General features: G+C 72.3%; 8 protein-coding genes. 1 reads left to right on the top strand and 7 read right to left on the bottom strand.

The window, feature by feature from the left end; translation table 11 throughout:
• Positions 1 to 340: 340 nt before the first annotated feature.
• The 5 genes from ACFZDK_RS03970 to ACFZDK_RS03950 are packed head-to-tail and all read right to left on the bottom strand — an operon-like array spanning position 341 to position 9,273.
• The gene (locus ACFZDK_RS03970) at positions 341 to 3,319 is read right to left on the bottom strand and encodes a glycoside hydrolase family 2 TIM barrel-domain containing protein (protein ID WP_390969468.1); all 2,979 of its coding nucleotides are present in this window, start codon (positions 3,317 to 3,319) and stop codon (positions 341 to 343) included.
• Positions 3,320 to 3,357: 38 nt separating this feature from the next.
• Positions 3,358 to 6,081: an alpha-mannosidase gene (locus ACFZDK_RS03965; RefSeq protein ID WP_390969466.1), complete on the bottom strand. Its 2,724-nt coding sequence runs from the start codon at positions 6,079 to 6,081 to the stop codon at positions 3,358 to 3,360.
• A 39-nt stretch (positions 6,082 to 6,120) separates the two neighbouring features.
• Positions 6,121 to 6,945 carry an ABC transporter permease subunit gene (locus tag ACFZDK_RS03960; protein ID WP_390969465.1) on the bottom strand — a complete coding sequence of 275 codons (825 nt, stop codon included), beginning with the start codon at positions 6,943 to 6,945 and terminating at the stop codon, positions 6,121 to 6,123.
• A 29-nt stretch (positions 6,946 to 6,974) separates the two neighbouring features.
• Positions 6,975 to 7,931 (bottom strand): ABC transporter permease subunit, encoded by a 957-nt coding sequence (locus ACFZDK_RS03955; RefSeq protein ID WP_390969463.1) that lies wholly within the window; start codon positions 7,929 to 7,931, stop codon positions 6,975 to 6,977.
• Between the two features lie 7 nt (positions 7,932 to 7,938).
• Complete coding sequence (locus ACFZDK_RS03950) at positions 7,939 to 9,273, bottom strand: ABC transporter substrate-binding protein (RefSeq protein ID WP_390969461.1); 1,335 nt, start codon at positions 9,271 to 9,273, stop codon at positions 7,939 to 7,941.
• 249 nt (positions 9,274 to 9,522) lie between these two features.
• On the opposite strand from ACFZDK_RS03950, the gene ACFZDK_RS03945 reads away from it, so the two are divergent.
• Positions 9,523 to 10,524, top strand: a complete 1,002-nt coding sequence (locus ACFZDK_RS03945; protein ID WP_365686878.1) for a LacI family DNA-binding transcriptional regulator — start codon at positions 9,523 to 9,525, stop codon at positions 10,522 to 10,524.
• 31 nt (positions 10,525 to 10,555) lie between these two features.
• Here ACFZDK_RS03945 and ACFZDK_RS03940 read toward each other — a convergent pair whose 3' ends face one another.
• Positions 10,556 to 10,978 carry a hypothetical protein gene (locus ACFZDK_RS03940; protein WP_390969460.1) on the bottom strand — a complete coding sequence of 141 codons (423 nt, stop codon included), beginning with the start codon at positions 10,976 to 10,978 and terminating at the stop codon, positions 10,556 to 10,558.
• Positions 10,979 to 10,983: 5 nt separating this feature from the next.
• Positions 10,984 to 13,158 (bottom strand): SNF2-related protein, encoded by a 2,175-nt coding sequence (locus ACFZDK_RS03935; protein ID WP_390969458.1) that lies wholly within the window; start codon positions 13,156 to 13,158, stop codon positions 10,984 to 10,986.
• Positions 13,159 to 13,191: the final 33 nt, after the last annotated feature.

The following is a 13,191-nucleotide window of genomic DNA, read 5'->3' as shown; positions in this document are numbered from 1 at the left end:
CCGGCCTCCCTCATTCGAAGGGGAGTTCACGTCCAACGGGTTTCCGGAGCGGGTGCACCTCGCCGGCGTGGGCCCCAGGTCGGGCAGCCCGCGGTCCAGGACGACCGCGTCGGGCCGGAAACCGCGGGCCGCCCGGACCGCCGCCGTGCCGTCCAGCGCCCGGCCGGTCTGCCAGCCCTCGGCGCGCAGCACCGTGGCCAGCAGGTCGGTCAGGTCTTCCTCGTCGTCCACGGCCAGGATCCGTGGGGTACCGGTGGATAACGTCATGGCCGGTGACCGTCCACCTCCGGCCGTGAGACGCGTGGGTGCGGACTGTGAAAGACCTGTCGGGTTCTGTTGCTCAGGCGCCGCCGGTGAAGCGGAGCCTGAGGGTCCGGGCCTCCGGGCGCAGGGCGAACTCGGGCCAGACGTCCGGTCCGCAGGCGCGGGAGCCGAGGCCGTGCTGGGCCGCGTCGACGATCAGGTGGCCGGCGGTGGACTCCGGGAGTTCGAAGGGGTGGGCGGCGCGGTCGATCTGCTGCGGGGTGTGCCGGGCGAGGGTGAAGCCGGGGCGCCGGCCGCGGGTGTCGGGGAGGGCCTCGACGCGCAGGGCCGCGGTGCCGTCGCTGGTCAGGGTGAGGCGGCGCAGCTGGGAGCGGTGGCCGGTCTCCTGGGGGCGCGCGTAGTCGACGGAGAGGTCCCGCACGCCGGCCGAGAAGCGTCCGGTGCGGGCCGCGCGCAGGCTGTCGGGGTAGGACTCCAGCGGGCCGAGGCCGAACCACTCCGCGCCGTCCACGGGGGCCCTCCCGTCGGGCAGTTCGAAGCGCACCCCGATCCGCGGCCACACCGTCCGCCAGCCGCTCGCGGGCTGGATCTCCACGCGCAGTTCCAGCTCGCCGTCGTCCAGCGTCCAGACCGACTCCACCGTCACCGACAGGGCGGAGTCCGCGGCCGAGACCCGGTCGACGGTGCGCAGGGCGTCGGCGGCCTGCTCCACGCTGACGCGCCGCGCGGTCAGCCGGTCGAGGCCGTCGCGCCGCCACAGCTCGGCGCTGGACACGTCGGCGAGGCTGGCGTCGCTGCCCTCCAGCCGGTCGGCCGTGCCCTCGTCGTTGTCGGTGGGCGCCCGGAACAGTTCCAGCCGCGGGCCGGTCACGGGGCGCCCGGCGAGGCGGGTGAGGGAGCCGCCGGTGAACTCGGCGATGCCGAGCGTCAGCGTGCCCTCGGCGGGCCGCCAGCCGGTCCGCGGCCGTACGGCGGGGACGGGACGGGGTGCCGAGCAGTCCAGCTGGGCGGTGGCGATCTCGTGCCCGGCGGGGGCCCAGGCCGTCTCCGTCGCCAGGACGGCCTCGACCGTCAGCCAGGTCTCGGCGTCGGCCGCCACGGCGACCGGCGGCAGCGCCACCCGCGCCGACTCGCCCGCCGCCACGGCCGGGACCTCCCACTCCCCCGCGTCCACGGGGGTTCCGTCGTGCTCGACGCGCCAGCGGAAGCGCAGGTCGGAGGTGTCGGCCGAGTGCCGCAGGTTGGTGAGGGCGAGCTTGCCGCCGTCGAAGGCGAACCGGACCGGCTGCACGACCGCCTTGAACTCGTGGAGGCCGGGCGTCGGCACGTCGTCGCTGAGCACCATCCCGTCCATCACGAAGTTGCCGTCGTGCACGACCTCCCCGAAGTCACCGCCGTAGGCGTAGTACGGCGTCCCGTCCGGGGCGGTGGCCGAGATGCCGTGGTCGCGCCACTCCCAGACGAAGCCGCCGTGCAGCCGGGGGTGGCGGTGGACGAGTTCCTCGTACTGGTCGAGGGCGCCGGGGCCGTTGCCCATCGCGTGGGCGTACTCGCAGAGCAGGAACGGCTTGGTGCGCTGCCGGGCGCCCTGGGCGGGGGTGCAGCCCAGCAGCGGGAAGGTGGAGCCGTCGGTGCCGATCTGCTCGGTCTCGGGCACCGTCGCGTACATGCGCGAGTAGACGTCGGTGTAGTCACCGGTGTAGTCGCCCTCGTAGTGCACGGGGCGCTCGGGGTCGCGGGCGTGCACCCAGGCGGACATGGCGGCGAGGTTGGCGCCGGTCCCTGCCTCGTTGCCGAGCGACCAGATCACGACGCTGGGGTGGTTCTTGTCCCGTTCGACGGTGCGCTCGATGCGGTCCAGGCAGGCCGCGCGCCAGGCCGGGTCGTCGGTCGGGTTGCCGGTCCAGCCGACCTTGTCGAAGCCGTGGGTCTCCAGGTCGCATTCGAGGACGACCCAGAAGCCGAGTTCGTCGGCGAGATCGAGCAGCCGGGGGTGCGGCGGGTAGTGGCTGGTGCGGATGGCGTTCACGTTGAACCGCTTCATCCGGGCCAGGTCCGCGCGGGCGTGCGTCTCGTCGAAGACCCGGCCGCGCTCGGGGTGGGCCTCGTGCCGGTTCATCCCGTGGAAGACGACCCGGCGGCCGTTCACGAGGAACCGGTCGCCCCGGATCTCGACCGTGCGGAAACCCGCCCGCAGGGCAACGGTCTCGGCGGCCGAGGACACGGTGACGTCGTACAGGCGGGGCAGTTCGGCCGACCACGGCTCGACGCGCGCGAGGTCGACGGGCGCCACGTCGGCCGCCGTCGCCCACACCTGCTCGACGCCCAGTTCGGGGATGCGCAGGGTGACGGGGAACGCGGCCGCGTCGGCGGTGACCTCCGCCTCGATCCGGCCGCGGCCGTCGTCGTAGGCCGTCCGCAGCCAGACGTCCTCGATGCCGCCGGCCGGGCGGGCGAGCAGGGTGACGTCCCGGAAGATGCCCGGCAGCCACCACTGGTCCTGGTCCTCCAGGTAGCTGGCCGCCGACCACTGGTGGACCCGTACGGCTACGACGTTGGCACCGGGGCGGACGGCGGAGGTCACGTCGAACTCGTGGGCCAGCCTGCTGCCGCTGGCGCTGCCGATCCCGACGCCGTTCACCCACACCTTGAACAGCGACTCGACGCCGTCGAACCGCAGGACGATCCGTTCGGCGTCCGACCAGTCGTCGGGGACGTCGAAGTGGCGGCGGTAGTCGCCGGTGGGGTTCTCGTCGGGGACGTGCGGCGGGTCGATCGGGAACGGGAACTGGATGTTCGTGTAGGCGGGCCGGCCGTAGGCGCCGTCGCCTTCCAGCACCCAGTGGGCGGGCACCGGGATGCTGTCCCAGCCGTGGTCGTCGAAGTCCTCGGACGGGAAGTCCTCCGCCACCGCCGCCGTGGGCGACAGCCGGAAGCGCCAGAGCCCGTTCAGCGAGCGAGAGGGGGCGTCGGAGTGCAGCCACGAGCGGGCCGGGCGCAGGGCGCCGTGCCAGGGGGCGGGGTCCGATACGTACGCGGAGAGCTGGGAGGGCAAGAGTGCTCAACTTTCTCGGTGATGGGGGGGGTGGTGGGTCAGCGGAGTACGACGGTGCGGATCTCCCAGGGCCCGAGGACGAGGTCGAGTCCGTCCCGGACCGGCTCGGCGGCGAGCGGCCGGCCGAGCAGGTCGACCGTGGTGGCCGCGGTGAAGGCGCCGGTCACCCGGACGGCCCGCGCGGTGTCGCTCAGCGCGGCCAGCCGGAGTTCGATGCCGGGCCCGTGCGGGTCGTCGGTGACCCGGCGGATGCTCGACACCTGGACGTCCCGGCCGTCGACCCGCAGGCCGGCCGTGTCCGGGGGCAGGTGGCCGCCGGACGGCGCGGTGCCGCGGGTGACCAGGACGTCGCCGCGGAACTCCTCGGCGAGCGCGACCGCGTCGGCGCCCTGCCAGCCGGACGCCCAGGGCAGCACGGCGAACCGGTTCTCGATGCGCATGCCGAGGTCCTGGGCGCCCGGGGCGGGGATCTCGCTCGCCGCGGGTTCGTCGCGCAGGGGGTGGATGTTGACGCTGATCGAGCCGATGGCGCGCAGCAGGGTGACGGCGAGTTCGCGGCCTCCGTCGACGAGTTCGTACTCGGCGGAGTGGTCGAGCAGCACGGTGGCCGGGCCGGCCGAGACGAAGGTGCTCGCGGGGAAGGTCGGGATCGGGTGCTCGCCCCAGCCGCCCTCGGCGGTGAGTCCGCGCTCGGTGACGGCGAACTGTCCGGCCGAGGCGGAGGTGGTCACGGGCCGGGGCAGCGGTACGTGCAGGCGCAGCCGGTGGTCGGCGGAGCGGTTGAGGAACGCGGTGGAGACCCGGACGAAGGGCTCGCCCGCGCGTACTTCCACCAGCGTCTCCACCGGGGTGGGCACGGTGCGGGCGGCGCGCCGGTCGCGGTCCTCGGCGACGAGCGCCTCCGGCCAGTCGTAGACCCGGGTGACCAGCAGCCTGGCGCGCAGCGGGCCGTCCTCGCGGAGCTCGACGGCGACCCGTGTCGGCTCGGACACCAGCACGTCGTGGGCCGGGGGTGCGTAGTTGTAGCTGTCGCCGCGGTCGCCGCCGTCGACGAGCCGGCCGACTCCGGTCAGGACGGTGCCGTCGACGCCGGTCACGTCCAGGGTGCCGTCGGCGGCGACGGCGACCTCGACCAGGCCGTTGGCGAGGGTGTCCGCGGTCGCCGTCACCGGCCGCGGCGCGGGGGCGGCGGGTCCCTCGCCCGGCCCGACCCGGAAGGCGGCAAGACCGGTGGCGGGGACCGGCAGCGCCACCAGCGCGGTGGCCCGGGGCTGGGCCAGGGTCCGCACCCGCCACTCCCCCGGGTGGGCGGCGGCCGCGGCGGCCGCCTCGCCGCGCAGGGTCATCAGGTCGAAGGGGCCGTCCGGCACCTCGGCGAGATGGAAGACCAGCGCGTTCGGGGTGAGTTCGTAGCGGTCGATGAGCAGCCCGAACAGCTCACGGCGGTGGATCCGGCGGAGCACGCGTTCCAGCTGCGAGGCGTCGAGCCGCTCGTCGCTGAGGACGGTCGGGGCCTGCGCGACCAGCTGCACGGGGTGCGCCGAGCCGTCGGCGGTGGTCGCGACGAGCGCGCTCCCCTCCGGTGCGGCCACCACGTCCACCTCGACCAGTGCGGTACGAGGGGACGGCAGCGGGTTGGCGGCCAGGTAGCCGTCGCTCGGCACCCGGGCCGCGGGCTCGGCGAGGGCCGCGTCCCGGACGGCGCGGGCGGTCTGGGCGGCCTCGGCGAGGCGGGCGGCGACCTGGTCGCAGGTCTCGTCGGTGCCGGAGCCGACCACCGAGTCGTGCGCGGTCGACTCGATGATCTTGTGCCAGGCGAGATCGAGGAAGCCGGAGTCGTCGCGCCCGGACCACAGGGCGTTCATCCGCTCGGCGTGGTCCACGGTCCGCTCCGCCACGGCCATCCGCTGCTTGAGCCCGAGCCGTACGGACAGCACGCCCGGCAGGATGTTGCCCCGGACATGACTGCGGAGTTCACCGGTGACGACGGCGGTCGCCTCGTCCCTGACGTGCTTGCGGATGTACTCGTCGAGCGTCGCGACGGTGATCGGCCGCTCCTCGGTGGACGCCTGCCGCAGCCACTCCGCGAGCCGCGGGTCGGGCGCGTTGTGGTCGGTGCCGGACATGGCGAGGACCGGGTCGCCGCCCCACCGCTCGGCCGTCATCTGGGCGTACTCGGCGAGCGCCTGCCGGATCCGGTCCGGCACCAGCAGCACGTCGAGGCCGTTGTCGTAGCCGTCGAAGAGGAACTCGGTGCGGACCTCGGAGCCGTCGGGCGCGCGCCAGTGGAAGGCGTGGCCGTCGACCGAGCCGGGCACCCCGCGCCACAGCGCCGCGTGCTCGATGCCGGCCCGGGCCAGGATCTGCGGCATCTGCGCGATGTGGCCGAACATGTCCGGCAGATAGCCGATCGGCATCGCGCCGCCGAGCCGCTCCGCCGCCGCCCACCCCATCCGGAGGTTGCGGACGATGGTCTCGCCGGAGCAGAGGAACTCGTCGAGCAGGATCAGCCAGGGGCCGACCGCGAGCCGCCCCTCCCGGACGAGTGCGGCGACCCGGTCACGATTCTCCGGCCGCATCTCCAGGTAGTCCTCGACCGCGGCCATCTGCCCGTCGACGGTGAACCGGAAGTCCGGGTCCGACTCGGCCGTCTCCAGCACGGTGTCCAGGGCGGTGACGAGCCGATGCCGGAACACCTGGAACGGCTCGTACCACTCCCGGTCCCAGTGGAAGTGGGGCACGAAGACAGCCGGGTCGGTCATGGTGGGGAACGCCTTCTGTGCGTGGGGGTGAGTGGGGGGTCACTTGAGGGAGCCGGCGGCGAGGCCGGTGCGCCAGAACCGCTGCAGGAGCACGAACACGATGATCACGGGCACGATCGACACCAGCGAGCCGGTGATCACGGACTCCTGGAGCAGCGGGGAGCGGGCGGTCTGCCCGTTCCAGGTGAACAGGCCGAGCGTGATCGGGAACAGCGACTCCTTCTGGAGCATCACCATCGGGAGGAAGAAGTTGTTCCAGATGCCGACGAACTGGAACAGGAAGATGGTCACCAGCGCCGGCGACATCAGCTTGAACGACACCGAGAAGAAGGTGCGGAACTCGCCGGCGCCGTCGAGCCGCGCGGACTCGATGAGTTCCTGCGGCACGGCGGCGTTCGCGAAGATCCGCGCGAGATAGACGCCGAACGGGCTGACGATGCTGGGCAGGAACACCGCGAGGTAGGTGTTGACGAGTCCGACCTGCGAGAACAGCAGGAACAGCGGCAGCGCCAGCGCGGTGGAGGGGACCAGCACCCCGCCGAGGACGACCGAGAACAGGAACTCCCGGCCGCGGAAGCGGAACTTGGCGAGCGCGTAGCCGCACAACGCCGAGATCAGGGTGCCCACGGCCGCGCCCAGCACCGCGTAGACGACGGTGTTGAGGATCCAGCGGACGAAGATGCCGTCGTTGAAGGTGAACAGGGTGCGCAGGTTGTCGAACAGCTGGAAGTGCGAGAACACCAGGCCGTTGGTGGCGGCGAGGTCGCCCTGCGGCTTGGTCGCCGCGACGATCAGGAAGTACAGCGGCAGCAGGAAGTAGAGCGCCAGCACGAACATCAGGGCCATGACGGCCGTCCGGCTCATGCCGCTTTCCTGGACACGGGGTCGGTTGCTCACAGTCCCGCCCTCTTCGAGGTCAGTCGCATGAAGCCGAAGCTCAGGACGAAGGTGATGACCGCGATGACCACCGAGATGGCGGCGGCCTGCTGGTAGTTGTTCCCGACCGCCACGGTGTACGCCAGCATGTTCGGGGTGAACGTGCTGGAGATGTTCGAGGAGATCTGCCGCAGCACCGCCGGCTCGGAGTACAGCTGGAGCGTCCCGATGATCGAGAAGACCGTGGTCATGACGATGGACGGGGCGATGATCGGGACCTTGATGCGCCAGGCGATGGTCCAGTTGCCGGCCCCGTCGATCCGCGCGGCCTCGTAGAGCTCCTGCGGGATGGACTGCAGCGCCGAGAACATGATCAGCATGTTGTAGCCGGTCCACAGCCAGGTGGAGACGTTCGCCGCCGACCACAGCACGGCACCCGGGCCCAGGAAGTCGGGGTGCAGACCGATGCCGTTCAGCAGGTCGACGACCGGGCTGAGCTGCGGCGAGTACAGATACGACCACATGATCGCGGCGATGACACCGGGCACCGCGTACGGCATGAACGCGGTCACGCGGAAGAAGCCCTTGAGCTTCAGCAGGGGGGTGTCCAGGAGCAGCGCCATGACCAGCGCGGCGAACAGCATGACGGGCACCTGCACGATGCCGAACAGGCCGATGCGGCCGATGCTGGACCAGAACTCGTCGTTCTGGAACACCTGCGTGTACTGCTCGAAGCCGCCGAACGTCGTGTACGAGGTGCCGTACTGGCCGCCGGAGCGGCGCACCACGCGGAAGCTCTGCCACAGCGCGTAGCCGATGGGCACCAGGTAGAACAGCACGAACGGCAGGAAGAAGGGCGTCAGGAACGCGACGACGGTGCCGGCCCGGGGGCCGCCGACGTCCAGGCGCGGACGGCGGCGGCCCCGGGGCGGTGCGGGCACCGCGTCGGTGGGACGGGTGGCGATGTCGGTCATCGAGCGGTCACTTGCCTGCCGTCGCCGGGATCGCCTGGTCCTTCATCGACTTCAGCGCGGCGGCCTGGGCGGTCGCGAGGGCGTCGGTGAGCGTGCCGTCACCGGCCGCCGCCTTGGCCATCGCGTCCTGCAGCGCCAGGTTCACCGTCTTCTGGGTGGGGCCCCAGGCGAAGTCGGTGTCGATCTTCTTGGACGACTCGGCGAAGACGTCGAAGATCTTCTCGTTGTCGTAGTACGGCACGCCCTTGGACAGCGCCGGGAGCTTCAGCCCGTCGTCGGCCGCCGGGTACAGGCCGCCGAGCTGGTTCTCCATCGCGAGGGCCTCGGGGTCGGTGTTGAGCCAGGTGTTGAACTCGACCGACTCGTACAGGTGCTTGGCGCCCTTCATGAACGCGACGGTCGAGCCGCCCCAGTCGCCGGACGTGCCGTTCGCGCCCCAGGTCGGCATCGGGACGATCGACCACTTCCCGGCCTGCTTGGGCAGGTTGTCCCGGATACCGCTGTACCCCCAGGCGGCCCCGATCTGGGTGGCGATCTGGTTGTCCTGGTAGGCGGCGAACATCTGCGTCGACCCGTTGGCGAGGTCGGTGCGCACGAGCTTGTCGTCGATCAGCTTCTGCCAGTAGTCGGCGACTTCCCTGCTCTTGTCCGACTCCACGGTGACGTGCCACTGGTCACCGGAGTAGCTGTACATGTTCGCGTTGTTCTGCCACAGGAGCCCGTTGAACCACTCGGCGTTGTTCGGGTCGAAGAAGGTGATCGTGAGCTTCGGGTCCGCCTTGTGCAGCTTCGCGGCGGCGCTCTCGTACTCGTCCCAGGTCGTCGGGATCGCGACGCCGTACTTCTTGAAGAGGTCCGTGCGGACGTACATGGCCATCGGGCCGGTGTCCTGCGGAAGGGCGAACACCCCGGTGCCGCCGAAGCTGGACTGCGACCAGGTCCACGGGACGAACTTCGACTCGGCGGCGGTGGCGGCCTTGCAGGCCGAGGCGTCCACGAAGGCGTCCTGGGAGCGCAGGGTGGGCAGCTCGTCGTAGCCGACCTGGGCGAGGTCCGGTGCCTTGCCGGCCTTCAGCGCGTTGCCGATGGCGCCGTACTGGTCGTTGGAGATGTTCTTCGTCTCGACCTGGATGTCGGGGTGCTTCTGGTTCCAGAGGTCGACGACCTTGTCCATGCCGTTGACGGTGTTCCAGTACTGGAGGGTGACCTTGCCCTTGCCGGGCGCGCAGGAGGCGGCCGACGCCTTGTCCGACGAATCGGACGAGGAGCATCCGGCGAGTACGACGATGCCGGCCGTGGCGGCGGCGACGGCGAGGCGGGTTCTCGTGGCTGTGCTGCTCATATCTTCCGTTCCAGAGATCGCCTGGCAAACGTTGTCAGGCGGGTCGACGTTGACACCTGGAGGCGGATGCCTTCTGGTTGGAATAAGGGGCCGGGAGCGGTACCGTGAGCGCTCACGGGAGCGGTAACGGGAATCGATTGGGAGTGTGGGCTCCGCTCCGGCCGAGTGTCAAGACTCAGGACGGCGGACGGGGGGCATACTCGGTGTCCCTGCGACGCGGGCGCGTCGGCAATTACGCGGAGGTGAGTGATGGCGTCGTCGGGGACCGGACCCCGCAGGGTGACGATCGACGATGTGGCCGAGGCCGCCGGAGTGTCCCGGCAGACCGTGTCACGGGCGCTCAACGACAAGGGCGAGATCGGCGTCTCCACCAAGCAGCGCGTCCTCGACGCGGCCCTCGAACTGGGCTACCGGCCCAGCCGGTTCGCCCGGGGGCTGGTCCGGCAGGACACGTTCAGCGTCGGACTGGTGATCCCCGATCTGCTCAACCCGTTCTTCACCGAGGTCGCCGCCGCCGCGCTGGAAGCGGCCCGGGGACGCGGCTGGCACGTGGTCGTGTACGACACCGGCGACCGCGTCGAGGAGGAGCGGGGCACCCTGGAGGTGATCGCCTCCCAGGTGGACGCCGTGGTGGGCTACCTCAGCCTGCCCGAGGACGAGATCGCCCGGCTGACCCGGGGGCTGCCCGTCGTCCTCATCGACCGCAAGCACCGCACCGAGCGGTTCAGCTCGATCCGGATCGACGGCGAGGCGGGCGTCCACGCGGCGATACGGCACCTCACCGGGGCGGGCCACCGGAACATCGGCATGCTGGACCACGCGGAGCGGTCCGAGCCGAGCGTGCGGCACGAGTGGTTCGACGGCGCGATGTCCGCGTGCGGACTGGACTCCGGGGCGGTGGCCCGCGCGGACCAGAGCGTCGAGGGCGGGGAGCAGGCGCTGCAGGAACTCCTCGGCCGGCACCCGGACCTCACCGCGGTCTTCATCTTCAACGACATCATCGCCATCGGGGCGTTGCGGGCCGCCCGCAGGCTGGGCCGCGAGGTGCCCCGGGACCTCGCCGTGATCGGCTTCGACGGGCTGCGGCTGGGCGCCCTCGTCGAGCCGCCGCTGACCACCGTCGCCCTGGACACCCGCGGTCTCGGCGCGCTCGCCGTCGAACAGGCGGCACGGCTGCTCACCGGGACCGGCCCGCTGCCCCCGGACGAACTGACGGTGGGGGCGCAACTGCGGCTGCGGGAGTCGGCGTAGGGACCGTGGACCGGCGGAGGGGGGAGGGGGCTTACTGCTCGTCGGACCAGCAGGTGAAGAACCCGTCGGTCCAGGTGCTCTCGTCGAGGCCCACCGGGGCGACCTCCAGCTCGGCCTCCGGCGGGCCCTGGGCGTAGGCCGAAGCCGCCGCCCGGGCCCGCTCCTCGGAGCGGAACGCGCCCAGGACGAGGACCTCTTCGCCGCGGTCGGACTCGAGGATCCGGAAGAGCAGGTGCAGCTCCCCGGGGAGAGGCCCCTGTTCCGCCCCCGCCGGCTCGACCTCCAGCCGGAGGACGTCGTAGCCGTCCGGGGAGTCGCGGAACCCCGGGAGTCCGGCGCTCACGGCCCGGGCACGCGCCGCCCTCCCCTCCGACGAGTAGACCCCGATCAGCTTGAAGTCGGCGCTCCCGTCGTCGAAGTCGTGCAGGTGGATCAGCGCGTGGACCACGGTCACGCCTCTCACACCTCCGCTGTCGCGACGGGGGTCCCGTCCGCCATGCCCAGGCGGGCCTGTTCCTCCTCGACGATCCGGCGGGCCAGGTCGGTGTCCGACACGTCGACCGCGTCCGGGGTGGCCTCGGCGACGGCGCTGCGGCGGGCGTAGGCGTCGAAGAGGCGGGTCTTCTTCTCCAGCATCCGCACCAGGCGCTCGTCGACTCCCCCGGTGGCCAGCAGCCGGTGCACCCGGACCGGTCTGACCTGGCCCATGCGATGGGCCCGGGCCACCGCCTGGTGCTCGATGGTGGGTTTGATCTGGGGTTCGCAGATGACGACCACGGAGGCGGCCTGCATGTTGAGGCCGACGCCCGCCGCCTGGATCTGCGCCAGGAGCACCGCGGGACCCAGGGCGGCGGCGAAGTCGTCGACGATCTGCTGCCGCCGTGCGGCGGGGACCGCGCCGGTGAGCGGGCCGAAGAGCGCGCTGCCGTCGGCGAGCGCCTCCCGGACCACGCCCAGGACGTCCTTGAAGTAGGAGAAGACCACGGTCTTCTGCCCGTTCTCGCCGGCCTCCCGGGCGATCTCCCGGAGCCGCTCCAGCTTGGCCGACTTCTCCGGGCGCAGATAGGCGGCCCGGCGCATCGCCATGAAGTTGCCGGCGCGCACGGCCTCCCGGTACGCCTCCTCGTCCGAGGCGCTCAGCTCCTCCCACTCGTCGGTGTGCTGGAGGCTGGGGAGTTCGGTGAGCACGTCCTCCTGGTTGCGCCGCAGGTAGACGGGGGCGACGGCCTTGCGGAAGGCGACCGAGCCGGCCAGCGCGTCCCCCTCGCCCAGCGCGTCCGCGACCCCGCCGTCCAGCATCCCGACCAGGCTGCGGAACTCCGCGACCCGGTTCTCCATCGGGGTGCCCGTCATGAAGAGGGTGCGCGGGCAGCGCTCCGCCCACTCGGCGACCGCCTGGGACCGTTTGGCCTTCGGGTTCTTCACGGAGTGCGCCTCGTCGACCACGAACAGGCCGACCTCGCCGCCGCCCGGTACAGGGAATCCGCGCAGGGCGTCGAAGGTGGTCACGGCGACCCCGCCGCGCCCCTTCCAGTCGGCGAAGGCGTCGTGCCGGTCGGGGCCGTGGAGCAGCAGGACGCGCAGGGCGCTGCGGGCCTCGACCTCCCGGGTCCAGTTCACCAGGACGCTCGCCGGGCACACGACCATGAAGTGGCTCTCCCCCTCGGCGGCCAGGTGGGCCAGGACGGCGATGGCCTGGATGGTCTTCCCGAGGCCCATCTCGTCGCCGAGGATCACCTTGCGCTGGGCGAGCGCGAACCGTGCGCCGAACGCCTGGTAGCCGCGCAGGGAGACCCGCCGGTGGGTGTCGTCGAGGTGCTGGGTCCGTACCCGTTCGGCGACCTCGTCGGGCAGGAAGCCCTCGGCGGCGGCCGCGTCGGGCGCCCGTCCGGAGATCTGCGCGAGGAGGCTGTAGTACTCGGCGGAGCGGAGTTCGAAGTCCGCCCAGGCGGCGAGGTCGGAGGCCGGGCCGCGGAGCAGGTCCACCGAGGCCTGGGCGAACAGTTCCGGCAGCCGGGCCCGTTCCGCCTCGTCCGCCAGCGCGCGGATCGCGGTCACCGCCGCCAGCGCGCGGGCCTTCTTCTTCCGGCCCGCCAGCAGCATCCGCAGCCGCCCGGCGGCGGGCCTGGCGTCGGCCAGCAGCGGGTCCAGGCGTTCCGCCAGGGCACCCGCCCGGTCGACGGCGCGCCGCGCGTCCGGGCCGGCCTCCACGAGGGTGTGCAGTGCCGTGACGAGCGCGGTGGTGTCCGGCTCCGGCCGGTCCACGTCGATATGGACGGCCACGGTCTCGTGCGCGGCCTCGGAGAGCCTGCGGGCCGCGGCGAGCATCTGGTCGACGGTGCGCTGGCCGACACCGGGAATCTGCCGCAGCCGGTAGGGACCGGCGTCGAGCACGCTGCCCACCGTGCGCAGCCCGCTCTGTTCGACGCCGCCCAGCCGCAGCCGCCCTCCGGTGACGTCCCGCAGCCGCGCGACCGGAATGGCGTCGAGTTCCCGTCGTACCGCCGCGTCGTGAATCGGTGTCAGCACCGCCCGTACCGCCTCGACGGCCCTGCCGTGGTCGCCGACCACGTTCCGGGCCGCCTCGGCCAGCCGCACGCCCCTCGCGACCACGTCCCGCTCGTCCCGCCCCACGCGCCCGCCCCCCGCCTCTCGCCGTTCCCCCAT

It is taken from the genome of Streptomyces sp. NPDC007901, assembly GCF_042959465.1.
In the GTDB taxonomy this organism is placed as follows: Bacteria; Actinomycetota; Actinomycetes; order Streptomycetales; family Streptomycetaceae; genus Streptomyces.
The sequence above is the reverse complement of the archived record's forward strand: the minus strand, read 5'-3'. Positions and strand labels throughout refer to the sequence as shown.

Bases quoted from the DNA above. Each gene is read 5' to 3' on its own strand.
- ACFZDK_RS03965 (WP_390969466.1), bottom strand. From the start codon at position 6,081: ATGACCGACCCGGCTGTCTTCGTGCCCCACTTCCACTGGGACCGGGAG.
- ACFZDK_RS03960 (WP_390969465.1), bottom strand. From the start codon at position 6,945: ATGAGCCGGACGGCCGTCATGGCCCTGATGTTCGTGCTGGCGCTCTAC.
- ACFZDK_RS03955 (WP_390969463.1), bottom strand. From the start codon at position 7,931: ATGACCGACATCGCCACCCGTCCCACCGACGCGGTGCCCGCACCGCCC.
- ACFZDK_RS03950 (WP_390969461.1), bottom strand. From the start codon at position 9,273: ATGAGCAGCACAGCCACGAGAACCCGCCTCGCCGTCGCCGCCGCCACG.
- ACFZDK_RS03945 (WP_365686878.1), top strand. From the start codon at position 9,523: ATGGCGTCGTCGGGGACCGGACCCCGCAGGGTGACGATCGACGATGTG.